Genomic DNA, 25,808 nt, shown 5'->3' on the forward strand with positions numbered 1-25,808 from the left:
AGGAACCCACCGTTTTTTTCCCGCAGGGGTCTGCCTTTTTTGGGTCCCCGGCAAGCAACCCCCACACGGTGGGGGTGCCCCCCCCCCCCCCCCCCCCCCCCCCCCCCCCCCCCTCGGCTGAACCCGTCCCCGCCGGGAAACCGCAGTGCGTCACCCTGACGGGCCGACGTCGGTGCGGTGCCGTCAGGGGGCCTCCCGGCCGGCGTCGGCCGCGTCCAGGCGTGCGCGCTGCGGGACGACGACGTAGGCGGGGTCCTCGGTGGAGGCGACACCCGCCTCGAAGGTGCCGAAGCGTTGCAGGACGCTCCCGGCCAGCAGTGCCAGTCCCGCCGCGGCCGCGGCGGGACGGCTGCGCCGGGCGACGGACACGGCCGCGAGCGCCCCCGTCAGCGTCAGGTACTCCGAGGCCCGGCGCAGCCGCCCGGCCCGGCCGGTGGTGTACGCCCGGGGCACCGGACCGGGCCGGTGCTCGACGAGCCGGGCCGTGACGACTTCCGCCGCCGCGCCGATCGCACCGAGCCGGCGGGCGGGGCCCGCCTCGGCCGGCGGCACCGCCAGCATGGCGAGCCCGGCGGCGGCCGCCGCCGCCGACCCGGTGAACAGGAAGGGAAGGTGTCGGCGGGCGTCGTGCCAGGCCGGTACGGCCGTCTGGGAGAGCAGTACGGCCGTGTACGCGGCCAGGGGCGGGGCGAAGGCGGCCGCGGACAGACCGGCCGGCCGGGCGGCTCGGCTCAGCAGCCGGCCGGGCAGGCTCGCGCGCAGGGATGCGGGCAGCATCTCGGCCACGGCGGCCAGACCACTGCCGGGCCCGTAGGCCACGAGGATCCAGGTGCCGACGGACATCGGCGAGCTGAGCTTGGCGACCCGCAGCATGTGGTGGAACCGCTCGGGCCGGCCGAGGTCCGCGATCAGCAGTCCGGTACTGGCCAGGAGCGCGCCGAAGCCGCCCAGGCGTCCCGTCCGGCGCAGGGCGGGACGCCCCGTGAGGTCGGCGCCGGCGGCGAGCAGGGCGGAGCCGGCCGACAGCCCGCCGGTGAACAGGTAGGCCGGCACCTCCCACGTCCACACCGGTGGTTTCAGCACCGGCCGGCCGTAGTAGGAGCGGAACGCGGGCGGTTCGTCGCGTGCCTCCCGGGCGTCGGACCCGGACGTGTGCGCGTGCTCGGCGCCGCCGCGCGGGGCCCCGTCGTCCTCGCTCATCACCGCCCCCCCTTCCAGAAGACGGCGGCGGATGCGGCCAGCAGGGCCGAGGCGGCCACCGCGGCGTGCTTCCACATGGACGGCAGGTCCCGGGTGGGCACGACCGGGTCCGGCGGCAGCCCGTACACCTCCGGCTCGTCCAGCAGCAGGAAGAAGGCCCCGTCGCCGCCCACGCCGTCGTCGGGGTCGCGGCCGTACAGCCGTGCCTCCTCCACCCCCGCCCCGTGCAGCTCCGCCAGCCGCCGGTCGGCCCGCTCCCGCAGCTCGTCGAGCGGGCCGAACTGGATGGAGTCCGTGGGGCACGCCTTGGAGCAGGCGGGCTCCAGGTCCCCGCGCAGCCGGTCGTAGCACAGGGTGCACTTCCACGCGCGCCCGTCGTCGGGCCGCCGGTCGATGACCCCGTAGGGGCAGCCGGAGACGCAGTAGCCGCAGCCGTTGCAGATGTCGGGCTGCACCACGACCGAGCCGAACTCGGTGCGGAACAGCGCCCCGGTGGGGCACACGTCGAGACAGCCCGCATGGGTGCAGTGCTTGCACACGTCGGAGGACATCAGCCAGCGGAACTCGGTGCGGGCCCCGGCGTCGCCGGTGGCGCCGGGCAGGTCGAAGGAGGGGAAGCCGAGATCGACCGGGCCGGTGCCCAGCTCGCCGCCGCCCCGCTCGGCGTCACGCAGGGCGTCGCCCACCACCCGGTCCGTGGCCTCGGTGCCGGAGGGGCCGGTGGGCAGGCCGGACAGCCCCGTCTCCTGCCGTCCCAGTGGACGCTGCTGCTCGACGAAGGCGACGTGCCGCCAGGAGCTCGCGCCGAGCATGCCGGTGTTGTCGAACGACATGCCCAGCAGGTCGAGGCCGTCCTCGGGAACGTCGTTCCACTCCTTGCACGCCACCTCGCACGCCTTGCAGCCGATGCACACGGAGGTGTCGGTGAAGAAACCCATCCGGGGCGGTGGGTCGGGGTGGCCGGCGTCCGCGGCGGGGTCGGGGAGGGGACCGTACAGGCTGTTCTCGTCCGTCATGGGGATTCCTCCGGGCCCTCTGGTTCGGTGTGGGCCGGCCGGTGGTCGCCGTCCGCCGTCATGACGTGGGCGCCGGTCTCCGTGGTGATCCCGGCCCGGCGGCGGTAGTCCCGCACGTACCGCAGCAGGGCGGGGCCCCTCGGTCGGCGGCCGGGACGGACGTCGCAGGTCAGCACCTTGCTCTCCTGGATGAACACGTTCGGGTCCACCACCACGCCGATCAGGTCGTTGACGACGTCGCCGCTGGTGAGCCCCGTGGATCCCCAGTGGTAGGGCATCCAGACCTGGTGCACGGTCCGGTCCTCGATCCGCAGGGGCGCCAGGCGGTCGGTGACCACGACCCGGGCGTCCACCGCGGTCCGGCTGGTGATCACATGGGCCCAGTCCAGGTGGCGCAGACCGCGCTCCCTCGCCAGCTCGGGCGACACCTCCACGAACAGCTCCGGCTGCAGCTCCGACAGGTACGGCAGCTGACGGCTCATGCCGCCCGCGGTGTGGTGCTCGGTGAGCCGCGCCGCCGTGAACACGAAGGGGAACACCTCGCTGTGCGCCTCGGGCGGGGCGGGGTTGGACGGGTTGTCGGGGCGTCCGTACACCTTGCGCGTCGGGTTGCCCTGCTGCCCGTACAGCAGGTTGCGCACCGGCGACTCGTGCGGCTCGTAGTGGGTGGGCAGCGGACCGTCCGCCAGCCCGGTCGGGGCGAACAGCCACCCCTTGCCGTCCGCCATCATGATGAACGCGTCGTCGCCGGCGAGGGCCTCGGGGCCCGAGGCTCCCTCGGGGGGCCGGTAGGCGGGCGGCTTGGTCCGTTCGAAGTCCGGGGTGTCGTGCCCGGTCCACTCGCCCCGCTCCTCGTCCCACCACACCAGGGCCTTGCGCTCGCTCCAGGGCCGCCCCTGCGGGTCGGCCGAGGCGCGGTTGTACAGCACGCGCCGGTTCAGCGGCCAGGTCCAACCCCACTCCGACTCGTACGGCCCCTGCTCGGACCGGGGCTTGCGACGCCGGGCCTGGTTGACCTCGTCGGCGTAGACCCCGCTGTAGATCCAGCAGCCGCAGGCGGTGGTGCCGTCCGCCCTGAGGTCGGTGTAGCCGCCGACCGCGCGGTTGCTGCGCAGGTCGATGCCGTTGATGTGGCGCAGCACGTCGGCCGCGCTCGGCTCGTCGCCCTCGGTCCGGTAGTCCCAGGCGAGGTCGAGGACGGGGCGGTCGCGCTCGTCGGCCGAGCCGGCCAGCTTCTCCTTGAGGAGCCTGCCGAGGTGGTAGAAGAACCACAGCTCCGAGCGCTGGTCGCCGCTCGGCTCGACGGCCTGGTCCCGCCACTGCAGCATCCGCTGGGTCTGGGTGAAGGTGCCGGGTTTCTCCACGTGCGAGGCGGCGGGGAAGAAGAAGACCTCGGTGCGGCAGCGCTCGGGCGTGATCTCCCCGGTCTCGGTCTCGGGGGAGTCCTTCCAGAACGTGGCGCTCTCGATCATGGTGAGGTCGCGGACGACCAGCCAGTCCAGATTGGCCATGGCCAGCCGCTGCAGACGGCCGTGGGAGGAACCCACCGCCGGGTTCTGGCCGAGCAGGAAGTAGCCGAAGACCTTCCCGTCGATCATGTCCATGGTGGTGCGGTAGGTGCCGTGGTCGCCGTTGATCCGCGGCAGGTAGTCGAAGCAGTAGTCGTTCTCCGCCGTCGCCGCCTCGCCCCAGTACTCCTTCAGCAGCGAGACCGTGTAGGCGTCCGCGTTGCTCCAGAACCCCTTCTGGCCGGGGCTGCGGATGCTGTCCAGGTAGCCGGACAGGTTCTCGTGGGTGGTGTCCGGCATCGGCAGGTAGCCGGGCAGCAGGTTGAACAGGGTCGGGATGTCCGTGGACCCCTGGATGCTGGCGTGTCCGCGCAGCGCGAAGACCCCGCCGCCGGGACGGCCGATGTTGCCCAGCAGCAGCTGGATGATCGACCCGGCCCGGATGTACTGGGAGCCGACGGAGTGCTGGGTCCAGCCCACGCTGTAGACCAGCGCCGCGGTGCGCTCCCGGCCCGAGTTCTCGGTCCAGGCCCGGCACACCTCCAGGAACTGCTCCCGGGGCACGCCGCAGATCCGCTCCACCATCTCGGGCGTGTAGCGGGAGAAGTGCCGTTTGAGCACCTGGAACACACAGCGGGGATGCTCCAGCGTCGGGTCGCTCGCGATGGGGCCCGCTCCGCCCCCCACGGACGGTCCGCCGGAGCCGTGCTGGTACGGCGCGGACTCCTCCTTGTGCCGGGCGTCACCCGCGCGCCCGTCCGCCCGGGCGCGCCCGTCCGCCTGGACGCTCTCGTACGCCCAGCTGGAGGGGTCGTAGGAGGCGGTGTCCGGGTCGTACCCGCTGAACAGGCCGTCCAGGTCCTCGGTGTCCCGGTAGTGCGCGTTCAGCAGGAACGGTGCGTTGGTGTACGCCTGCACGTACTCCCGGAACTCCAGCCCGTGGGACAGGATGTGGTTGATCACGCCGCCGAGGAAGGCGATGTCGGTGCCCGCACGCAGGGTGACGTGCCGGTCGGCCAGCGCGCTGGTGCGGGTGAACCGCGGGTCGATGTGGATGACCTTGGCGCCGCGCGCCTTGGCCTCCATCACCCACTGGAACCCGACCGGATGGGCCTCGGCCATGTTCGAGCCCATGATGACGATGCAGTCGGCGTTGGCCAGGTCCTGCTGGTAGTCGGTCGCGCCGCCGCGTCCGAAGGAAGCTCCCAGACCGGGAACGGTGGCGGAGTGTCAAATACGCGCCTGGTTCTCGATCTGGATCGCGCCGAGAGCGGTGAACAGCTTCTTGATCAGGTAGTTTTCCTCGTTGTCGAGGGTGGCACCGCCCAGACTGGCGAGACCCATGGTGCGGCGGAGCGCGCGGCCGGCCGAGTCGGTGTCCTGCCAGCCCCTGCGACGCGCGTCCAGCACCCGGTCGGCCACCATGTCCATGGCCGTGGCGAGGTCCAGCTCCTGCCAGGCCGTGCCGTACGGCGGCCGGTACAGCACCTTCCGCTCACGCTGGGGCCCGGTGACGAGTTGCTTGCTGGCCGAGCCCTTGGGACACAGGCGACCTCGCGAGATCGGGCTGTCCGGGTTGCCCTCGATCTGCAGGACCCGCTCGTCCTTCACATAGACGTGCTGGGAGCAGCCCACCGCGCAGTACGGGCAGACGGAGGCCACCACGCGGTCCGCGGTGTCCGTACGGGGCGCGAGTGCCGCCGAATGCCGGGACTCGGCCGCCTTGCCCCGCCCCAGCCGGTCCGCTCCCGTGATCTGCCGGTACACCGGCCAGGTGCCGATCCACCGCCTCAGGCCCATGTGCCTGCTCCTTCTTCGGGGGCGTCCACCAGTACCGACCGTAACGTGAGTGCGGGGTTCCGCAAGTCGGCACGGGGGCCGGCGCGGCGGATGTCCGGAAGTCGCACCGGGAGCGACCGGCCGGTGTGCCCCCGGGGCTGCGACCGTCTTCCCCTTGCCGGACCCCCGGCGGGTCCCGCCGCGAATTCCCGCCCGCTCACGGAGAGGATCCCGTCGAGCCCCCTTCGGTGGCCGGCCCACCGCCCACCGCCCACCGCGCCGCCGACCGACAGGCGGACGAGGCTCTGGACGGCGCCGCTCCTCGTTCGTCAGGTCACCACGGCCCACGACCAACCGCACGGCCACGGAAGGGGAAGCGCTCCGATCCGCCGGACACGCCGTAGGCCGCGGTGGGCCGCGCGCCCTGCCCGCACCCGCCGCAGCGGCCGGCCTCGGCCTCCGTCGCCACGCTCCCGGCACACGATCCGCTGTCCGGCACGTCGTTCACCTCGTGTGCATGTGAGGTCGGGGTCACCGGTCAGTCGGCGGCTGCCGTGCCGACACGAAGAGGACCCACTCTCTCGCAGGACCACCCACCCCCTCTCAGAGGAGATCCGCGTGACTCGCTCCACGAGCGCCCGGTCGGCCGTGCTGATCGTGATCACGGCCCTCACCGCGGCGGCCCTGGCGGTGCCGGCCCAGGCCGGGGGCCGCCACCGCGTCTCCGGCGATTCACTGCCGTCCATCACCCCCCGCGCGGAGACGCCGGTGCTGCACGACGACGACGAAGGCGGCAACGCCGACGCGGACGACCCCGCCATCTGGCGCAACGCCGCGGCCCCTGGCCGCAGCCTCGTCGTCGCCACCGCCAAGGAGGGCGGTCTGCGCGTCTACGACCTGGACGCGCGACTGGTGCAGTCGATGGCCGCGCCTCCCGCCGTGGGCGAGGACGACGCCCCGGGCCGGTTCAACAACGTGGACCTCCTCCACGGACTGCGGCTCTCCTCGGGGAAGGCGGACCTGGCCGTCGTCAGCGACCGTGGCCACGACCGACTGCGTTTCTACCGCATCGACCGCGACCGCACCGGCGGTCCGCTGACCGACGTCACCGACCCCGCCTCGCCGCCTGTGTTCTCCCGGAACCAGGCCGAGATCAACGACCAGCGGACCGCCTACGGTCTGGCGACCTGGACGGACCCGGCAACCGGGAAGTCCTACGCCCTGGTCAGCCGCCGCGAGCGCACCAGCATCGCCCTCCTGGAGCTGCTGCCGACCGCGGACGGCAAGGTCACGTACCGCAAGATCCGCACCCTGGACCTCCCCTCCGCCTTCCGGCTGCCCGACGGCACCTCGTGGTCCCCGTGCGGCGAGCCCGGCGAGCTGCCGCAGGTCGAGGGCATGGTCGTCGATCCGGCCAACGGCATGCTCTACGCCGGCCAGGAGGACGTCGGCATCTGGCGCCTGCGCGCCGACCTCACCGGCACGCCGAAAATGATCGACAAGGTCCGCGAGTACGGCGTCCCCGGCACCTACGACGAGGAGACCGAGGAGTGCACGCCGGGCGCCGACCCCGGCTACGGCGGCACGGAGATCTCCGCGGACGTCGAGGGCCTGACGCTGCTCACCGAGTCCGACGGCGACGGCCACCTCCTCGCCTCCAGCCAGGGCGACAACACCTTCGCCGCCTACGACCGCGAGCTGGAGGACGCCAACGAGCACGAGGGCGGCTTCCGGGTCACGGCCGCGGGCGACACCCTCGACGGCTCCGAGGAGTGTGACGGCGCCGCGGTCCTGAACGCCCCGCTCGGCTCCACGTACCCGAACGGCCTCCTCGTCGTCCAGGACGGACACGACACCCCCGGCGACGGCGACCGGGACGCGACCAACTTCAAGTTCGTCGACCTCGGCAAGGTCATGGACGCCCTCGACGACTGACCCTCACCCGGCGGGCCGCCCGGCTTCCGGCCGGGCGGCCCGCCACCCGTGACCCGCGCGGGCCTTCCCGCCGTAGGGTGGAGGAAGGCGGCGAAGCGGCGGTTCCCGAGTGCATGACGGACGGTCAGGCGCCGGTGGTCGAACAGCCGGCAGATGCTGCGTCCGACCTTCCGGCGGTAGCGGCCCAGGCGTTCGCCCGGCTCGATGCCGCGTCCACGGTCCTGGGTGTGACGTCCCGGCGCCGCGACCAGCGGCGGGGCTCGGGATGGTCGCAGCCCTCGCCCACGCGGAGCTCGGCGGGTCGACTGCCGGGCCCGGCAGGACCCCGGCGCCGGCCCCACGGTGGTCGCCGACGACGGCGACCGGGGCACCGGCCTGGCCATCCCGTACTGCCGCCGGCACCAGGACGAGGCACTGCCGGTCCGGAAGGAGGACCACAGCGCCTCCCACCGCCGCGTCCGCGCCCGCGTCGAGCACGCCTTCCCCCGCACGAAGAGCTGGAAGGTCCTGCGCGTCTGCCGTCGCGGAGGCGACGGCGTTCACCGCGCCATGCTCGGCATCGCCGGCCCGCACCACCTCACCCGCACCGGACGACAGGAGGACGAGCAGGTCATCCGGCATGTCACTCGGCATTCGCAGGGCACCGTCCAGGAGGCCGGGACGTCGGCCGGGACTGCCTGCAGTACCTCGAATGGCGGGCCGCCCGGCGCCGGGTGAACATGGAGGCGGCGCCCCGCTTCGGCCCGGACTGGCGCCCGGGCTTCCCCCCTTCGCTTCCGCCCCCGGCGGGCCCGGCACCGGTGTTCTCCTTGCCCAGTTCGAACTCCAGGAGTCTCCATGTCCCAGCCCCGGCAGCAGCAGGCCCCTCCCGGTGTCACGTCCGAGATGACCCCGCGCCCTGACCACGGTGAGAACAGCTACCGCGGATCCGGGCGGCTGGCCGGCAAGGTCGCGGTGATCACGGGCGGGGACAGCGGTATCGGACGCGCAGTGGCGATCGCCTACGCCCGGGAGGGCGCGGACGTGCTGATCTCCTATCTCGATGAGCACGAGGACGCGCAGGAGACGGACCGCTGGGTGAAGGAGGCGGGCCGCAGGTGCGTGCTGGTGCCCGGTGACGTGGCCGATCCGGCGCACTGCCGGTCGATCGTCGACACGGCCGTGGAGGAGTTCGGCCGGATCGACGTGCTGGTCAACAACGCCGCGTTCCAGATGACACGGGATTCCGTCGAGGACATCCCCGACGAGGAATGGGACCGCACCCTGGCGATCAACATCAGCGCCTTCTTCCACCTGACCAAGGCCGCCGTTCCCCACATGCGGCCCGGATCGGCCATCATCGGGAGCACCTCGGTCAATTCCGACAGCCCGCCGCCACAGCTCCTCCCGTACAACGTCACCAAGGCGGGCGTCGCCAACATGGTCGGTTCCCTGGCCCAGATGCTGGCCTCGAAGGGCATCCGCGCCAACAGCGTGGCTCCCGGCCCCGTCTGGACGCCGCTCATCCCCGCGACCATGCCACCGGAGCAGGTGGAGAGCTTCGGATCCCAGGTACCGCTCGGACGGCCGGGCCAGCCCGCCGAGTTGGCGCCGGTCTACGTGCTGCTCGCCTCCGACGAGGCCAGTTACGTCTCCGGCGCCCGGATCGCGGTCACCGGCGGGCAGCCGATCCTGTGAGTTCCCGCGGCGAGCACCTGTACCCGCTGCGGCTGACGGTCACGGCGAAGCCGCTGGTGTTCGGCGGACACGCCATCGCCCGCCGCCTGGGCAAGACGGGCCTCCCGGACTGGAGCGTCGCCGAGACCTGGGAGTGCAGCGACGTCGACGGCAGCAGCGGTGTGGTGACCGCCGGCCCCCTGGCCGGCCGGTCCCTGCGCCAGGTCGTCCAGGACCATCCCGAGGAACTGATGGGCGCCGGCTGGTCCGGACGGTACTTCCCCGTGCTGACGAAGTTCATCGACGCCACCGGAACCCTGCCCGTGCACCTGCACGCCGACGACGAGACCGCCCGGCGCCTGGAGGGGCAGCCCAACGGCAAGACCGAGGCCTGGCACATCCTGGACGCCGCCCCCGGTGCGACCGCCCTGTGCGGCGTCAAGGACGGCGTGACCCCCGGCCGGCTGCGGGCCGCACTGGAGGCGCAGGACTTCGACGCCGTCCTGCGCCGCCTCCCGGTGCGCGCGGGCCAGACCCTCTACGTACCCGGCGGCACCCCGCACAGCTTCGGGCCCGACACACTGGTCTACGAGATCGAGCAGACCTCCGACATCCAGCAGCACGCGATGCGCTGGAACATGGAGGACGGCTCCCCGGTGGGCGAGGAGGAATTCGGCTCCCACCTCGACATGCTGGTGCGGCAGGCCGACCTGACGACCCGACCGGACTTCACGCCCGGGCTGGGCATCGCCGTCGGCGACGGGGTGGAACGGGTCTTCCTGTGCGCCGGCCCGTACTTCGCCCTCGAACGCTGGCGCGCCGCGGCCGCGGAGCCGCTGCGCCACCGGTTCGCCACCGCGCAGATCCTGTCCAACGTCGGCGCCCCGGTACGGGTGCGGACCGACGGCAGGAGCGAGGAACTCGGCCGGGCAGAGACACTCCTGCTGCCCGCCGCCTGCGAGGAGGCCGAGATCACCGGGCCGGCCGATGTCCTGTTCGGCTACCTGCCCGACCTCGCCCATGACGTGCACGGCCCCCTGCTCGAAGCCGGCTACCCACTCCACCTCATCGACGCCCTCGGCGCCGGCACGCACAGCCACGACGCGAACACACGGGAGCCCTGCGCCTGAAGGGCGCTGCGGTAGGTCCGGAAGATCACGCAGCGCTCCGCACGCCGGATCGGCAAGCGCCGCCGGTCGTCGGGAAACCGGCCGAGGGGAAGCTCCCGCCAGGCAGGACCACGGCGGGGCGCCGGCGCTGATCTCGTTCTGCGACCCCCTTCGGCCCCCGGGCAGGACACCGCCACCGTCACCGCCCGGCAGCTGCGCGAGTTGCTCCGGTGACTGACCGGTGCAGGGCGGTGGCAGGTCGGCGCCCCGGACGTCCTCGTCACCGCGGACGCCGGCTACGGCGCATCCCGCCCGGTCGACCGTGGCCACGCTGCGGCGGGCTGCCGGCCTCGACCCCGACGACCCGCGGCCGGGTGAGGTCGTAGGCGAACTGTCCCTGAAGGGCGACGACTTCCGCACGCTGTGGGCGCGCCACGACGGGCGCACCGAGACGCGGGAGGCCAAGCACTTCCGCCACTTCCAGGTCGACGACCTGGAACTGCACTACGAGTCCTTCACCGTCGGCAGTGTCCCCACCCGGCAGCTCGTCGTCCACCAGGCCGAGCCGGGCACCCCGCCCGCCGACGCCCTCACCCTGCTCGGCCCGCTCAGCGCCGACGCCCCCGGCAGCCCACCACTCCCTCCCCGACCACAGGAAAACAGACCCCTCATGCACATCGACGACACCACCAGCGCGGCCGTCCTCGACCAGCTCCGGCGCCGCCCCGCGGACGAACGGCGCATCCTGTTCACCGGCGCGACCATCGTCACCGTGGACCCCGGCCTCGGTGTCCTGCACGACGCCGACCTGCTCGTCGAGGGCGACACCATCACCGCCGTCGGCCCCCGCCTCGACGCCGGCGACGCCGTGGTCGTCGACGCCACCGGCACCGTCCTCAGCCCCGGCTTCGTCGACACCCACCGGCACGCCTGGGAGGCCCAGCTGCGCCGGATCATGCCGGACGTCGACGACCTCGGCGCCTACGTCATGTCCACCCTGGCCGGCTACGCCACCGTCTACCGGCCCGAGGACATGTACACCGGCACCAGGCTGGCCGCCCTCACCGCGCTCGACAGCGGCATCACGACCATGCTCGACTTCTCCCACAACTCCCGCACTCCCGAACACTCCGACGCCGCCGTCGAGGCGCTCCGCGACACCCGCATCCGCGGCGTGCACGCCTCCATGGGCCCGCACTTCGGCGACTGGGACAAGCAGTGGCCCGGCGACCTGACCCGCCTCAAGGAGCAGTACTTCAGCAGCGACGACCAGCTGCTGACCCTGCGGCTGGCGACGCTCGCCACCGATGAGATCGCCGGACCGGCGCTCGCCTACGGCCCCGAACTCGCCCGCCTCGCCAGGGACCTGGGCATCAAAGTGAGCGTGGACGCCGTCTTCGGCACGGCCTCCTCCGAGGCGGTCCTGCGCTGGGCCGAGGACGGCATCCTCACTCCCGACGTCACCCTCATCCACGCCACCGGACTGACCCCCGAGGCATGGAGGACGATGGGGGAGACCGGCACCACCGTGGCGCTCGCCCCCACCTCCGACGCCCAGATCGGCCTGGAGACCGCGATCCCCGCCGTCGACGAGGCCCTGTCCGTCGGTATCCGCCCCGGCCTGAGCATCGACGTCGAGGTGGCTCTGGTCAGCGACATGTTCACGCAGATGCGGACCCTGCACGCCATCCAGCGGATGCGGGCCGCCAACGCCGCCCACGGCACCGACCGGCAGCCCCGCCGCATCACCACCCACGACGTCCTGGACTTCGCCACCCTCCAGGGCGCCCGCACCAACGGCCTGGACGCCCTCACCGGCTCGCTCACCCCGGGCAAGAAGGCGGACCTGCTGGTCATCCAGGCCGAGGACCTCAACAACATGCCGCTCAACGACCCGATCGGCACCGTCGTGCTGGGCTCCGACGCCCGCAACATCAGCGCCGTCCTCGTGGACGGCGAGCCCCGCAAGTGGAACGGCCACGTCCTCGACGTCGACCTGCCCGCCCTGCGCCGCGAGGTCCACGCCTCGCGCGAGTACGTGCTGAACACCCCGGCCGCCGCCTGAGCCGCCCCCTCCCAGCGCCCCCGGCAGTGCCGTCGGCCGCTCGTGCCGCGCACACGGGGCCGCCACCACACCCTTCCCCGGGGCTCCCACGTCCCGCCCCGCCCCACCCCTCAGGCACACAGCCGGCACGGGTGCCCACGGGCAAGGGAAGCGGCGGCACAGCCGGGTGGGCAGCACGTCGTGGCCGTCGAAGGACCCCGTCGGGCTCCGGGTGGCCCGGTCGGCCACCGCGTGCGGGGCGGGGGCCTGTCTGGAATCCCGGGCAGAAGTTGTTGATCAAGTGACCGTCGACTTGTCTGCTCACCGGCCGGATCGTGGGGAAGCGTCAGTCGCGGCCGGGGATCGCGTCGGACGAACTGTGGTCGCTCAGCGAGCCGTTACTGCCGGAGCCGGAGCCGGAGCCGGAGCCGGGGCCGGAGCCGGTGGCGGGCCGGCCGCGGGTGCCGGCCGGCAAGCCCTGTGCGGGATCCCGCCCGTGCTGCACACCCGCCCGGACGTCGGGCCGCACATCCCGCACGACGATCACAACGGACGGCCTCGGAGGAGGTCGCGAACTTCCGGCACCGGATGGCACGGCAGCCGAACGGACTCGCGAAGGCACCTCTGACCAGCAGAAGCAGCGGACTGCCACTGGAGTAGTAGGACCAAAGACCGGTGGCGGTTCCGACCGCAGGGGTGGGTAGGCCGGGGCGGTGCGTCCGTACGGTGGAGGCATGCCTGAGACTGCACCGACGACGTCGTTCGACCTCGATGCCTATCTGAAGCGGATCGGGTGGGAGGGCGAGCGGCGGGCCGACCTCGCGACGCTGCGGGGCGTCCACACGGCCCACGCGCTGACCGTCCCGTTCGAGAACCTGGACCCCGTGCGGGGTGTGGTCCCCTCCCTCGACCCGGCCGACCTGACGGTCAAGCTCGTGCACGGCCGCCGTGGGGGCTACTGCTACGAGCACAACACGCTGTTCGCGGGCGTCCTGGAGGCGCTGGGCTTCCGGGTGACCCTGCTGACCGCGCGGGTCGTGGTCGGCACCGACCGCTTCGAGAGCCGCCCGCGCACGCACATGGCGCTGCTCGTCGAGGTCCCCGGCGAGCAGCGGCCCCACCTCGCGGACGTGGGATTCGGCGCGGTCGGCGCCCTGTTGGAGCCGGTGCCGCTGGTGGCCGGCACGGAGTTCCACGACGCGGGCCGCCGGCACCGGCTGGTGCACGCACCGCACGACGGCCCACTGGAGATGTGGGTGCTGGAGGCGTACGGCACGACCGGAACAGGCGGGGCGGACGGCTGGGAGGCGCAGTACGCCTTCACGGTGGAGCCCTTCGAGCAGCCCGACTTCGAGGTCGTCAACTGGCACATCGCCACCCACCCCCGCTCCCCGTTCAGCCGCCGTCCCTACGTCCAGAGCCTCACCCCCGGCCGCCACCTGCTCCTCGACGGCCGCCGCCTCACCGAGACCCGTGCCGACGGCACGGTCACGGCACGGGAGTTGACCGACGAGAGGGAGGCACGACGCCTCCTCGACGAGGAGTTCGGGATCGACGTACCGGACGGCGTCCGGCTGCTGGGCCAAGGACTGGAATCGGAATGAGGTCTCCGGAGTCCGGGGTGACGGGGTGTCAGTTCGCGTTGGCGCGGCCCGGGACCCGTGGAAGCCGGACTCCGGACCAGGCATCGACTTCGCACTGTCCGTCGGCGTTGTTCCCTGCGGCCACGACTGTGCCGTTGGCACGCAGGCCGAGGGTGTGCGTTGAACCGGCCGCCACGGCGACGATGTCGTGCCAATCGCCGACGTCGCACTGTCCGTGGCTGTTGTCTCCCGCTGCGAGGACCCGCCCGGACGCAGTGACCCCGACGGTGTGGTAGCTGCCCGCGTCGAGTGCCACGACGTCTTCCCACTCGTCGACCGCGCACGCCCCTGTTGCCCGGTCTCCGGTCGCCACTGCCCGCCCGTCGGCCCTGAGGCCGACGGTATGGAGATACCCGGCCGAAATGGCGGTCAGGTCACGCCACCCTTCAACGGCACACTGCCCTCGTCGGTTGTTCCCCGCGGCCAGTGCGGAACCGTCCGACCGGACGCCGACCGAGTGCCAGTCACCACACGAGAGGACGACCGTCTCGCGCCAGGACCGCACGTCGCCCTGTCCTTCCGAACTCCGGCCAACTGCCAGCACGCGGCCATTCGCGAGTAGCCCGAGCGTGCGGCGCCAGCCCGCGGCCACGGCCGTGACGCCTCGCCATCCGGCGACATCACACTGCCCATCGCCGTTCCACCCCGTCGCCAGCACCGTGCCGTCCGACCGGAGTCCCACCGTATGAGACCTGCCCGTGTTCGTCGCGGCATGGACGTTGCCGGCTGCCACCGCGACGACATCTTCCCATCGCTCGACACGGCATTCAGCGGCTGCGGTGTTGCCCACGGCGAGAACGGTTCCATCCCGGCGCCGTCCGACCGAATGACGCCTTCCGGCCGCCAGCGCGGGCGAGTCGGCGAGCATGGGCGCCTCCTTGTGCTCGGCGCGAGTTCGCGACATGGGAGTCCACCTTACGTTGGCCTGGAATCAGAGCGGGGTCCTCAGTCGCCGCCGGCAGATGACGGCGCAACCGAGTGTGATGAAGACCTGGTGGAGGTCGTCGCGGATCTCCCAGCGGACGCGTAGGCGGCGCAACCGGTGCAGCGGTGCGATGGCGCCTTCCACGACCCAGTGGTGTACGCCGAGTCCGGAGCCGTCTCCGGTGCCGCGTCGGGCGATGTGCGGGGTGATTCCGAACCGGCGGACCCGGTCGCGGTAGCTCTCGTGGTCGTAGCCGCGGTCGGCGTGGAGGTGCTTCGGGCGGCGCGGCGGTCGGCCGCGTCCGCCTCGGACCGGCGGGACGGCTCGGATCAGTGGGATGTGACCGTGACGCGGCGGGAGCCGTGGGAGGTCGGCGACGAGCTGTGAAGGGGGATCGAACCGCTGCCGCCCGGGCATGAGCGGCGCTTCCGGCATCCGGGGCGCAAGCGGATCGATGACCGCAAGGCGCTGCAGGAAGTGCTGTTCGTGCTCCGTACCGGCATCCAGGGGGAGCACCTGCCGCAGGAGTCGGGGTCCGGCTCTGGCGCCATCCGCCGGCGGCGGCCGGCCGAGTGGCAGCGGGGTGGGGTGGGGGAGGAACCGCGGCGGTTACTGCTGGACCGGTTACGGACGGCCGACCGTCTGGTACACGCTGCCGTCCCACTGGTGAGGAGGCGTTGTTCGGAGCCCGCACTGTTCCGTCCGTTGACAGGCGGTGGATGACACCGAACCGGCGCTGAGGACGCGGACCCGTGTGCTGGTGCCCCGGGGCCCGGCCTGCTTGTCGTGGCCGGGTGGCAGGGGCGTGCTGGGACGAGCGCCGGTCAGCGGCGGATGAGGCCGAGGTCGGTGGCGGCGGCGACGGCTGCGGTGCGGGAGTCGACGTTGAGTTTGGCGTAGATGCGGGCGAGGTGGGACTTGACGGTGCCTTGGGTCAGGTGGAGGCGGTCGCCGATGGCCTGGTTGGACAGGCCGTCGGCGACCAGGGTGAGGACTTCGGTCTCGCGCCGGGTCAGAGCGGTGCCGGGGGCGCGCAGCCGGTTCATCAGCCGGTCGGCGACGGTGGGCGCGAGCGTGGTGCGGCCCGTGGCGGCGGTGCGTACGGCGGCGGCCAGGTCCTCGGGAGGGGCGTCCTTGAGGAGGTAGCCGGTGGCGCCGGCCTCGATGGCGGGCAGGGTGTCGGCGTCGGAGTCGTAGGTGGTGACGATCAGCACCCGGGGGGCTCCGGGCCGGGCGGTGATCTGGGCGGTGGCTTCGGCGCCGCCCATGCCCCTGCCGAACTGCAGGTCCATCAGCACGACGTCGATGTCGCCCTGGGCGGCGCGAGTGACAGCGTCCTCGGCGGTGGCGGCTTCGGCCACGACGACGAGACCGGGCTCGGTCTCCAGCACGGCGCGCAGCCCGGCCCGTACGACGGGGTGGTCGTCGGCCAGGAGCAGGCGGACGGGGGTGTCGGTCACGGGCGGGCCTCGGGCTGGGACTCGGTCGGCCGGGTGAGGGGCAGTCGGGCGGTCAGGGCGGTGCCGTGGCCGGGGGTGGATGCGAGGGTGAGGGTGCCTCCGAGGGCGCGGGCGCGGGCGCGCATGGCGGCCAGCCCGAACCCGCCGGCCTTGAGGTCGGGGACGGGCAGGCGGGCGGGGTCGAAGCCGCGTCCGTCGTCGACGATGCCGAGGGCGACGTGGTCACCGAGGTAGCTGAGGGTGACTTCGGCGGTGGTGGCCTCGGCGTGCTGGACGGTGTTGGCCAGGGCGGACTGGGCGATGCGTAGCAGGGCGACCTCGTGCGCGGTGGCGAGCGGGGCGGGGTCGCCGGTGAGGCGGAAGCGTGCGGTGAGCCGGTGGCGGGTGGAGGTGGTGGCGCACAGGCGTTCCAGGGCGCCGGCCAGGGTGGTGCCTTCCAGCGTGGGCGGGGTGAGGGCGGCGACGAAGCGGCGGGCCTCGGCGAGGTTGTCGACGGCGGCCTGTCGCGCCTGGTCGACATAGCGGGCCGCGCTGTCAGGGGCCTGCGGCAGTGCGCGTTCGGCAGCACGCAGCAGCAGCTGGATGCTGGAGAGGCCCTGGGCGAGGGTGTCGTGGATCTCGCGGGCCAGGCGGTCCCGTTCGGCGAGCACACCGGCGGTGTGCTGGGCGGCGGCCAGGTCGGCGCGGGTGGCGGTGAGCTCCTCGATCAGTCGGCGGCGGTGTTCGCTCTCCCGGTACAGGGCCTGGTACCCCCCCACCACCGCGACGGCCACGGCGGCGCCGAGGGCGGGGCCGATGGCCATGGCGGGACTGAAGGAGGGCTGGTGGGCGGCGAAGCCGGCGATGGCCGCGGCGGCGGTGGCGGTCACCGCCGCCCATCCGGCGCGGCGGGGCAGTAGGTGCAGGTGGAGGAAGTACAGCGGGAAGGCCACCCACACGGCGTCGGGGGACAGGGCGAGCAGCACCAGCCAGCAGGCGCCCACGGCGGCCAGCCACAGCGCGGCGGCCCGCCGTGAGCGGCGTACGCGCGGCAGCGTGGGCCCGACCGTGTACACCAGGCCGCACGCTGCCGACGCGGCAACGACCCACCCGGCGTGGGGCCGGTCGTCGGTCACGGCCCGGCCGGCGGCCAGGGCGAGCAGACCGATGACCAGCAGGTGCAGGCACCAGGCCAGGGCCCGGGTGGTCGGGGTCGGAGCGGGGGCGGTGGTCTTCACAGTGCGTCCCAGGTTACGGAGGCGGGCGCCCTGGGGCTTCCATCGAAAGTTACAACCTGCGTGCCGTCCTTCGGCCCGCGAAGTGCCGTCCTGCGCCAGACGCGCGCACGGGAGGCCGACGGCGACGGTGGGGACGTACCGCTTCCACCGCTGGAAAGGACAGACCAGGGCCGTGTTCGTCGCCTGGAGAGACCTGAAGTTCGCCAAGGGGCGCTTCGCCCTGATGGGGAGTGTCATCGTGCTGATCACCCTGCTGGTCGGGCTGCTGTCCGGACTGACCGCCGGACTGGGCCGGCAGAACATCTCCGCGATCACATCCCTGCCCGCCGACAAGATCGCCTTCCAGGCTCCCGGCGGCGGGCAGGACCTGTCGTATGCCGACTCCACCGTCACCGAGCAGCAGTGGCAGCGGTGGTCCAAGGCGCCCGGCGTCGAGAGCGCCGAACCGCTGGGGATCACCACCACCAAGGCCACCGCCCGGGACAAGAGCACCGGGGTCTCGGTCTTCGGCGTCGAGCCCGGCTCCCGCCTGGCCCCGCACAGCGACAAGATCACCGACAGCACGGCGGTGCTGTCCACCACAGCCGCCGACGACCTCGGCGCGCGGGCCGGTGACTCCCTCACGCTGGCAGGCCGGCAGCTGGAAGTGGCCGCAGTCCGGGGCGACGCCCACTTCAGCCACACCCCGGTGATCTGGACCAGCCTGGACACCTGGCAGAAGACCGCGCCGCCCACCGACAGCGGCCGGGGTCCGAGCGCCACCGTCATCGTCCTGAGCACCGACGCCGGAGTCGATACGGCGGCCGTCGACCGGCAGGCCGGCACCACAACGGTCTCCACCGGCGATTCGCTGTCCGCCATCGGCTCCTACGCCTCGGAGAACGGCTCCCTGCAGCTGATGCGCGGATTCCTGTTCGCCATCTCCGCCCTCGTCATCGGGGCCTTCTTCACCGTCTGGACCATCCAGCGCAGCGGCGACGTCGCCGTCCTCAAGGCCCTGGGCGCCTCCACCGCGGGCCTCCTCAAGGACGCCCTCGGCCAGGCCGTCGTCCTGCTCGCCGGCGGCACCCTGCTCGGCACCGGCCTCGCCGCCGCCCTGGGCGCACTCGTGTCCGGCTCCGCCGTGCCGTTCCTCCTCACTCCCGCGACCGTCCTGCTCCCGGCCGCCGTGACGATCGCCCTCGGCGCGCTCGGCGCCGCCCTGTCCATCCGCCGCATCACCTCCGTCGACCCGCTGACCGCCCTGGGGAGCGCCCGATGAGCCTGCACCTGACCGACATCACCCTCACCTATCCCGACGGCGACACCCGCCTGACCGCCCTCGACCACGTCACCCTCGATGTCCCCAAGGGCAGCCTGACCGCCGTCGTCGGCCCCTCCGGCTCCGGCAAGTCCAGCCTCCTCGCCGTCGCCGCCACCCTGATCACCCCCGACACCGGCACCGTCACCGTCGACGGCCGGACCACTACCGGCCTGACCCGCGGCGAACTCGCCGAACTGCGCCGCCGCAAGATCGGCGTCGTCTTCCAGCAGCCCAGCCTGCTGCCCTCCCTCACCGCCGCCGAACAACTCCAGGTCATGGCCCAGATCGACGGCCGCGAACCCCGCACCGCCCGCTCCCGGGCCATGGAACTCCTCGACGCCGTCGGCCTGGCCGACCAAGCCGGCCGCCGCCCCCACCAGCTCTCCGGCGGCCAGCGCCAGCGCGTCAACATCGCCCGCGCCCTGATGAACGACCCCACGGTCCTCCTGGTCGACGAACCCACCAGCGCCCTCGACCACGAACGGGGCGCCGCCGTCATCGACCTGATCACCCGCCTCACCCACCAGCAGGCCACCGCCACCGTCCTGGTCACTCACGATCCCACCCACCTCACCGCCGTCGACCAGATCACCGAGGTCCACGATGGAAGGCTCGTCGTCTCAGCCGCGGCTGCCTGAGCCGCGAAGAAGCGCGCAGCCTCGAACACCGCCGCTGCCGGGCGGGAGCGCACCACGTTCCGGGCCGGAACAAGCCGTGCCGGCCCCGGCTTCGGGCATCACCGAGCTGTTGCACCCGTCGCGGCATCGTTGCGGCGGACTTCTCGGGCCCCAGGTCACCCCCAGGGCGCTGTCACCTGGTGAAGCGTAGGAGTGCCCGACGGGGTGCCGGGCGTGGTGAGGTCGGGTCTCGGGCCGGTGTTCGGGCATCGGCGGGCCGGCCGGCGGCGCCGGTGACCTGGTTCCGGATGGCGAAACGGAGGATCATCTCGGTACCGGTGTCCCGGTGCCGACGGCGGCGCGCTGTCCACGGACGCCCCTCCGTGGCGTGCGGCCTGGCCCGCGCTGCCGGGAGAAGGGACACCACCGGGGCGGTGCGGCCTGTGCGGGCCGCCCGACCGGCTCGCAGCCGCGCCCGCAAGGACCGGCTCGGCGTTACTCGGCACGGTAAAAGCGGTCAGGGCTCCCGCTCCACCTCCGCTGAGGGCCGCGAGCGACGGAACCAGCACAGGACGGAACGGCCCGCCGGCCGGGCTGATGGACCGTCATGCAGTGCTGGTGTCAGGGCTTTTTGCTCGTGCCGTCGTGGGAGCCTGAGCCGCTCTTGTCGGATTTATGGGCGCCGTCCGAGCCCTTTCCCGAACTCGAATGGGAGTCGCTTCCCTTACCGCTCCTGGCCTTCTCGTCCGTGAACCACACTTCGGTGCTGGTCCTGCCCGCCAGATCCGTGTGGGTCCTCTCGTGACGCGTATGTGTTGTTCCCTTGCTGTCGGTCTGGCTCTCCGACTTGTAGTGCGTGTTCCCTTTCTCGGTCTTGTAGGTGATGTCTGTGTAGGTGGTGCTGCCCTCGGTCCACTTGGTACCGCGAACGTCGACGTTCCCCCTGGAGTCGGTCGCGTCGTGGTGAAGCTTCCCGTCGCTGGTCCTGTACTGGCTTTCGGAGGTGACCCGGGTGACGTCACCGTTCTTGTCGGTCCACGTCGTCGTTCTGCTGTACTGGCCGTCCGACTGTTCCTTCGACCACGTGTCACGCCTCTCACCGTTCTTGTCGGTCGACCGCTCGTGGCTGTACCCCTTGTCGTCGGTCCGCCTCCCGGTCCGGTCCGCCGCGCCGCCCTTCGCCCCGCGACTGTCCTCCCGGTGCCCCTCCCCGCGGTCGGCGGCACCGGAGCGCGGCGCGTCCGACCGGTCAGTGGTGTTCTCCCGGAGGTCCCTCGTCTCCACCATGGTGCTCTCCGTGCGGCTCGCCGGCGTCGGTGTCCGGGGCCGGGAACCATTCCTGCGGATCAAAGCCGGACGGCCACTCCACCGCTGACCGTTCGGTCGGCTCCGGCAGGTCCTGGCCGCCCCCGCTGTTCGTCATCAGCTCCGCGACGATGCGGCGGACGGTCGCCGCCTGTGACCATGTCTCGGCAGTCAGCATCTGCTGCCCGAAGCACAACGCCGTGCGGTCGGCGACGTCCCTGAGCCTCGGGGTCATCTCCTCGCCGGTATCCGAGTCCGGGAACTCCACCAGTTGGTAGGCGGCGTCCTTGCAGACGTCCCAGCACGCCGGGTTGCCCGCACTGTCCGAAGCGCGGTCGGAGTCGCGCGCCCGGGCCCACAGGCCGGCGAACTGACCCGAGGCGACGAGTCCGGCGACCGGCCAGCGGCACAGGCACGGTTCCGGCCGGTCCGCCCAGATGCGGGCACATACCTGGAAGGGGCCGGGGGAGCCGCCCTGGAGAGCGAGGAGCAGCCGCCGGAGCTCCGCCACGATGTCGTCGGCCCGTTCGCCGTCGAGGTGCGCATCGATGGCCCGGCCGATGAGGTCCGCCACCGTGGTGGTGTCGCCGTAGCGCCAGCCGGCCTGCGCGCCACGGACGTCGGCGAGCCGCCGGGAGGCGTGCCGGGCGAACCTGTGGAGCACGGCCACGGGATCCACCTCGTGGGCCAGCCGGACCCGGATGGCGGCGCGCACGTCGGGCCAGGTGCGCGCCAGGCCGCCGGGGTTCAGGACCGCGGACAACACGGCGCGCGCGAATGCCCGCATCACCGCAGGGTCGTCCGCCAGGCGACGGGCGCTCTCGCACGCCGTCGTATCGGTCAGGCAGCCGGCGTCGCAGTCGCCCGACGCCGGCAGGTGCACCGCCCCTTGCGCACTCATGTGCGCGCGGACCTCCGCGTCGGTCGGCCAACTGCCCGAGCCGCCCTTGGTCCGCCGCACCTGGATCAGCAAGGGGGCGTCCTCGTCGTCGGTGAAGACGGCGGCCCGGCCGACGGGAAGACTCGCCATCGCGACATCCTGACGGCGCGTCATCACCATCGCGTCACCCAGGACCCGACGGTCGTCCCCGGAGACGATGCGGTGGGCGACCTTGAGGTTGGTGTTCTTCAGTACGTCACGGGCGACCTTGGTGGGAATCTGGTCGACCACGAGAACACCCTGCCCATAGGCGCGGATCTCGGACAGAAGGCCGGTGAACGTCTCCACGGCCTTGCCCCTGACGTCCGCTTCCGTCTCCGGCCGGGCCGCCCTGGAGCCGGTGTCGGCGAGCAGCCGGTGGGCCTCCTCCACAACGAGGAGGTGCCGCAGTCCTTCCGTGTCGCCCCCGGTGCGGCGTTCCTCGACCAGCCGGATCATCAACAGGCCCATCATGAACGCCTTGTCGTCGTCATCACCCATGCCCTCGAGCTCCAACACGGTAGGCTGTCCGAGCAGACCGGAAACGGGCAGCGAGTGCCGGGTGTCGAGCATGCGCCCCTTGCCGCCGGTGCGCAGGGTGTTCAGCCGGGTGCACAGTGCCGCGCGCATGTCGCCGGCGACCTTCTCGTCGTAGCCGAGCTGTGGGACGGTCTCCTCCACCTTGCGGATCAGGTCGGTCAACGTGGGAAAGGCGTCGTGACGGTCGGACGCGGCATCCAGGCGCCGATTGACGCCGGTGGTGATGTCCCAGCCCCGGTCGGTGTACACGTCGTGCAGGCTCGTCTCCAGGATCTGCGGCAGAGGCGTCCACATGCCGAAACTCGCGTTGAACACCGAGCGCAGCAGATCGAGGTGGACCGCCACCGGGATCCCCTCCGGCACCTCGAAGGGGTTGAGGCGGAACGGGGAGACGTTCTCATTGCCGAGCGTGAGGACACGCAGTGCCGGGCCGAGCCGAGGATCGCGCAGGAGCGCACGGTACTCGGTCTTCGCGGGCTCCAGCACGAGGAACGGCACGCCCCGCTCGGCTGCCTGGCGCAGGAGGGAGAAGACCGTATTGGTCTTGCCGGAGCCGGTGACGCCGGTGACGAAGGCATGCCGAGTCAGCTTGTCGGGCTCGAACCCGTATCCGGTCGGAGTGATGGCGGAGCGTTCGACGACCGAACCGAGCACGAAGGCGTCCCTGCCCAAGGGCGGGGGCACCGTGTCGAAGTCGGGGATCTCCCGGATGCCGAAGCCGTGCGCCTCGGTCTCGGGGAAGCGTACGTACGTGGCCAACTGAGCCGACGTCAGCAGCGTCTGGTGGTCGAACGGCCGGTGGTACAGGCCCGGGGCCGGGCTTCCGTCCACAGGGTCGGGCAGCATCCATGCCGCAGCCAGCGCCGGAACGTCGTCACGCTCCCACACCCGCACCGGCTCGGGCAGCGAGTCGGGCCCGGAGAACACGCCCCGCCACAGGCTGCTGACCTCTGCGAAGCCGTCACGGTCGGACAGCAGATACACGGCGGTCCGCCAGGCACCGGTGCCCTGCCCTTCGCTGAGGAGGTGCAGTTGCCCGGCGAGCAGTGCCAGGTAGTGCTCGGAGAGGGGACTCGGCACCCCGTTCAGTTGTACACCCGTCTGTACCGAGCGCATCTCGTTGATCAGACTCATCCGCAGTCCGCGTACGGATTCCTCGGCCACCGGCTGCGCGAGGACCAGGACGCTCCAGCGCGCGTTGCCCAAGCCTTGGACGAGCCGGTCGAGTTGGCCGAGTCCGTCCGAGTCCGCGGGAGCCTTGAGCGTGGGCATCCCCAGGGCCAGGCCGCCGATGGGCCAACCGCCGGTGTCCGGTTCCTCCGAGGTGAGAACGACAGCGGGGTGCAACGCCCGCAGAGCGGAACCAGCAGGCGTCCGTTGCGGTGGGCCGACGGCACCTGACCGCCAGCGGGGAGCCAGGTCCCGATCCGGAGCCTTACCCTCCCGGGCTCACCGCCGACCAGGAATGCCATCGGAACCCTGTACTGGTGCAGCCCGACGAGCAGATCCCGGGTGATGGGGACGACTGGATCCTTCGCACCGGGTCGGCGCCCTTTGTCGAACCGCCCGATGCTCTCGACCCGTACGAGGGTCCGCAGCCCGGGCGGCGCCTCGGTGTACGTGCCGGAGCCCGGCTGTCGCGGCGGTTCGGAGTCGGCGCGCTGCAGGTAGTCCAGGCTGCCGACGGTTAGACGCTCGATCATCACGGTCGTTCGTTCTCAGGGAGTCTCCCAGCCCGGCGGGGGCCCCGTGTCCGCGGTCAACATGGTGTAGAAGAGCCAGGCGATCCAGACGGCGATCGCGGCCATCAGAACGTAAGCGAGGATCAGGACCGGCTTCGGCACGCCCTTGGCGCGCACATGCGCTCCGGTGGTCAGGTTCTCCAAGCGGGAGACGCGCAGCGTACCGGACCTCATCCGTCCGCGGGCGCTCACCCAGTCACCCTCGCTGATGGAGCCCTCGAAAGTGCGGCCCCGCATTTCCACCGGCACGAGCAAGGTGCGGTTTCCGGCGTTGTCGTACCGCTCGATGCGAAAGGTCCAGATCGCCTCTGACTCGTTCTCGCCGCGGTACTCGGAGCGCACCTGCACCGCGCGTGCTTGCCCCTCTGCGACGGTCGTACCGTCCGAGACGGCTGCCGGGCCGAGGGAATGGCGCAACGGCGGGTGGCTGCCACCGTCAAGCGGAGACACGCCGTAGCGGATCGGGGACCGCCAGGAACCGTCACCGGGACGGCTGCCCTCCTCGGGGAACGGTCGCGACGACGCCCCTCCGGTGGAAGGTGGTGCACTGGGGCGGGGCGGGGCCGCGAACACGCTCTGGCCACAGTGCTCACACACCCGGTCACCCGGCGCAAGCGCTGCCCCACAGTGAGCGCATGCCAGAGAACTGGCCATAGGACGATTTTACCGCCGCACGGGAGTTCCCGCAGACAAGGAGCGGGTTTTCCGTTGCCCGGTCGCCTCCGATCCGACCGCCTCCCGCCTGACCGGCACCCCACCGCCTCTGGCGACGTGCTGCTGAGTGCACAACGGACAGGGGGTGAACGACCCCCCACCTCATGTGTGGTTTCTGCTGGTCAGACGCGGGGGAAGGCCGCGGCGGCGCAGGTGGAGGAGCGCGCGGCCGAGCCGGAGCGGGTGCGGGCGGCTCTGGCGGAGACGGAAGAGGTGCTCCGGTGCCGGGCGATCGGTCTGGAGCAGTATCGGGAGGCGCCGGCCGAGGCGGACGCGGCCACCGTGGTGACCGACGGGTGGTGCCGAGGAAGCCGGTGGGGCCGCGCCGGGCGGTGCCGCACCGCCAGGATTCCGCCGGCATCGAGGTGCTGTCGGTGGACCACCGGGCGTTGAGGGGCGCCGCCGGGGAGGCGGGAATCGACGGGTCCGGTGCCCGGCGGGCGGCGGTGGCGTCCGCCTTCACCGACTGCGGGTCCACCACGCCCGCGCTCGGCTCCTCTTCACGGCCCTCCGAGCGGCGGACGGCCCGCGCGGCCGGGCGTGCAGCTCGGCCGCCAGGCCGAGGCCTCGCCAGCGGGCGAAGAAGGCACGCACCCGCGCCAACGATCCCGTCAGCGCGTGACATCCCCGCTCTCCACCGAGCCCGGAGCAGTTCACACCGGCTCGATCGCATTCCATTCCCACGGCCGCCTCGGCCCCGACGCGAAGATCGTCGGTGACCGCGACGGCCCCGGCCGGGCCATGGTCGTCTTCCATCGCGTCCTGCCGCTCGATGCAGTGCGGCCCTGAGCGACCAGCCGTCCCGTCACCGGCGATGGTTCCCCGTGTCGTGAGTGAGGCGTGCTCCGGGAGGGAGCTTCGCCCGGGCATGAGGTCTCCGGGAGTTTCCGGCGGCGGAGAAGGCCAGGGCGGCGCGGGCACGCCGGGCGGCGCGATGCGTCCCGGTGGGCTGACGGTGCCGAGGGATCCTCCACGGCCGTTGAGCGCCGGAGTCGTACGACGAGACGGCTGCCGTGCGACTGCCGCGCGACCGGGTGTGTTCGCACCAGGAGCGCAGGGAGCCCCGGGGGGGGGGGGGGGGGGGAGGGGGGGGCCCCCCCCCCCAGGGGGTGTGTGTGGTGGGGGGGGGGGGACGATGGCCCAGGGGGGGAGTGTGGCGGGGTCGCGGCTCTCCTC

At 72.4% G+C, this 25,808-nt stretch carries 18 protein-coding genes and 3 pseudogenes; 11 read left to right on the forward strand and 10 right to left on the reverse strand.

Translation table 11 applies throughout. The features are described from left to right. Nucleotides 1-183 precede the first annotated feature (183 nt). Genes nrfD through fdh form a run of 3 tightly spaced genes read right to left on the reverse strand, consistent with a single transcriptional unit; the run spans nt 184 to nt 5,524 of the window. The gene (gene nrfD / locus ACZ56B_RS23050) at nt 184-1,200 is read right to left on the reverse strand and encodes an NrfD/PsrC family molybdoenzyme membrane anchor subunit (RefSeq protein WP_468793695.1); all 1,017 of its coding nucleotides are present in this window, start codon (nt 1,198-1,200) and stop codon (nt 184-186) included. After that, on the reverse strand, nt 1,200-2,216 hold the full coding sequence (locus tag ACZ56B_RS23055) for a 4Fe-4S dicluster domain-containing protein (RefSeq protein ID WP_468793698.1): 1,017 nt from the start codon (nt 2,214-2,216) through the stop codon (nt 1,200-1,202). The genes nrfD and ACZ56B_RS23055 overlap by 1 nt, the downstream gene beginning before the upstream one ends. Then, a complete protein-coding gene (gene fdh / locus ACZ56B_RS23060; RefSeq protein ID WP_468793701.1) occupies nt 2,213-5,524 on the reverse strand; it encodes a formate dehydrogenase in 3,312 nt (1,103 codons plus the stop codon). Before fdh ends, ACZ56B_RS23055 begins: the two co-directional genes overlap by 4 nt. A 597-nt stretch (nt 5,525-6,121) precedes the next feature. On the opposite strand from fdh, the gene ACZ56B_RS23065 reads away from it, so the two are divergent. The 7 genes and pseudogenes from ACZ56B_RS23065 (at nt 6,122) to ACZ56B_RS23095 (ending at nt 13,851) form a co-directional block, all read left to right on the forward strand. Then, nucleotides 6,122-7,438 carry a phytase gene (locus ACZ56B_RS23065; protein WP_468793704.1) on the forward strand — a complete coding sequence of 439 codons (1,317 nt, stop codon included), beginning with the start codon at nt 6,122-6,124 and terminating at the stop codon, nt 7,436-7,438. Nucleotides 7,439-7,780: 342 nt separating this feature from the next. Further along, nucleotides 7,781-8,155 carry a hypothetical protein gene (locus ACZ56B_RS23070; protein WP_468793707.1) on the forward strand — a complete coding sequence of 125 codons (375 nt, stop codon included), beginning with the start codon at nt 7,781-7,783 and terminating at the stop codon, nt 8,153-8,155. 120 nt (nt 8,156-8,275) lie between these two features. Continuing rightward, nucleotides 8,276-9,115 (forward strand): SDR family oxidoreductase, encoded by an 840-nt coding sequence (locus ACZ56B_RS23075; protein ID WP_468793710.1) that lies wholly within the window; start codon nt 8,276-8,278, stop codon nt 9,113-9,115. Further along, nucleotides 9,112-10,224 carry a class I mannose-6-phosphate isomerase gene (locus ACZ56B_RS23080; protein ID WP_468793713.1) on the forward strand — a complete coding sequence of 371 codons (1,113 nt, stop codon included), beginning with the start codon at nt 9,112-9,114 and terminating at the stop codon, nt 10,222-10,224. Before ACZ56B_RS23075 ends, ACZ56B_RS23080 begins: the two co-directional genes overlap by 4 nt. A 301-nt stretch (nt 10,225-10,525) precedes the next feature. After that, nucleotides 10,526-10,744, forward strand: a pseudogene (locus ACZ56B_RS23085) (MmyB family transcriptional regulator); the annotation flags it as partial. 129 nt (nt 10,745-10,873) lie between these two features. After that, a complete protein-coding gene (locus ACZ56B_RS23090) occupies nt 10,874-12,268 on the forward strand; it encodes an amidohydrolase family protein (protein ID WP_468793798.1) in 1,395 nt (464 codons plus the stop codon). A gap of 713 nt (nt 12,269-12,981) precedes the next feature. Then, nucleotides 12,982-13,851, forward strand: a complete 870-nt coding sequence (locus ACZ56B_RS23095) for an arylamine N-acetyltransferase family protein (protein ID WP_468793716.1) — start codon at nt 12,982-12,984, stop codon at nt 13,849-13,851. Nucleotides 13,852-13,879: 28 nt separating this feature from the next. Here the strand turns inward: ACZ56B_RS23095 and ACZ56B_RS23100 are convergent, their stop codons facing one another. Together ACZ56B_RS23100 and ACZ56B_RS23105 are read right to left on the reverse strand one after the other, a co-directional pair. Beyond that, entirely contained in the window at nt 13,880-14,758 is an 879-nt protein-coding gene (locus ACZ56B_RS23100; protein WP_468793719.1) for an RCC1 domain-containing protein, read from the reverse strand. Nucleotides 14,759-14,821: 63 nt separating this feature from the next. Further along, nucleotides 14,822-15,154, reverse strand: a pseudogene (locus ACZ56B_RS23105) (IS5/IS1182 family transposase); the annotation flags it as partial. Between the two features lie 54 nt (nt 15,155-15,208). Between ACZ56B_RS23105 and ACZ56B_RS23110 the strand changes: the two are divergent. Further along, a pseudogene (locus ACZ56B_RS23110) lies at nt 15,209-15,460 on the forward strand (transposase); the annotation flags it as partial. A 179-nt stretch (nt 15,461-15,639) separates the two neighbouring features. On the opposite strand, the gene ACZ56B_RS23115 reads toward ACZ56B_RS23110, so the two are convergent. Both ACZ56B_RS23115 and ACZ56B_RS23120 read right to left on the reverse strand, forming a co-directional pair. Continuing rightward, on the reverse strand, nt 15,640-16,275 hold the full coding sequence (locus tag ACZ56B_RS23115) for a response regulator (RefSeq protein WP_468793721.1): 636 nt from the start codon (nt 16,273-16,275) through the stop codon (nt 15,640-15,642). After that, on the reverse strand, nt 16,272-17,492 hold the full coding sequence (locus ACZ56B_RS23120) for a sensor histidine kinase (protein ID WP_468793724.1): 1,221 nt from the start codon (nt 17,490-17,492) through the stop codon (nt 16,272-16,274). Before ACZ56B_RS23120 ends, ACZ56B_RS23115 begins: the two co-directional genes overlap by 4 nt. Nucleotides 17,493-17,664: 172 nt before the next feature. On the opposite strand from ACZ56B_RS23120, the gene ACZ56B_RS23125 reads away from it, so the two are divergent. Continuing rightward, nucleotides 17,665-18,753: an ABC transporter permease gene (locus ACZ56B_RS23125; protein ID WP_468793726.1), complete on the forward strand. Its 1,089-nt coding sequence runs from the start codon at nt 17,665-17,667 to the stop codon at nt 18,751-18,753. Continuing rightward, entirely contained in the window at nt 18,750-19,433 is a 684-nt protein-coding gene (locus ACZ56B_RS23130; RefSeq protein ID WP_468793729.1) for an ABC transporter ATP-binding protein, read from the forward strand. Before ACZ56B_RS23125 ends, ACZ56B_RS23130 begins: the two co-directional genes overlap by 4 nt. A gap of 600 nt (nt 19,434-20,033) precedes the next feature. On the opposite strand, the gene ACZ56B_RS23135 is transcribed toward ACZ56B_RS23130, so the two are convergent. The 3 genes from ACZ56B_RS23135 to ACZ56B_RS23145 form a co-directional block, all read right to left on the reverse strand. Next, nucleotides 20,034-20,699 carry a hypothetical protein gene (locus tag ACZ56B_RS23135; RefSeq protein WP_468793732.1) on the reverse strand — a complete coding sequence of 222 codons (666 nt, stop codon included), beginning with the start codon at nt 20,697-20,699 and terminating at the stop codon, nt 20,034-20,036. After that, entirely contained in the window at nt 20,662-23,523 is a 2,862-nt protein-coding gene (locus tag ACZ56B_RS23140) for an ATP-binding protein (RefSeq protein ID WP_468793735.1), read from the reverse strand. Before ACZ56B_RS23140 ends, ACZ56B_RS23135 begins: the two co-directional genes overlap by 38 nt. A 371-nt stretch (nt 23,524-23,894) precedes the next feature. Next, on the reverse strand, nt 23,895-24,266 hold the full coding sequence (locus ACZ56B_RS23145) for a hypothetical protein (RefSeq protein WP_468793738.1): 372 nt from the start codon (nt 24,264-24,266) through the stop codon (nt 23,895-23,897). Nucleotides 24,267-25,250: 984 nt separating this feature from the next. Here ACZ56B_RS23145 and ACZ56B_RS23150 point away from each other — a divergent pair. After that, complete coding sequence (locus ACZ56B_RS23150) at nt 25,251-25,421, forward strand: hypothetical protein (protein ID WP_468793741.1); 171 nt, start codon at nt 25,251-25,253, stop codon at nt 25,419-25,421. Nucleotides 25,422-25,808: the final 387 nt, after the last annotated feature.

Source organism: Streptomyces sp. NPDC034670 (assembly GCF_055574875.1).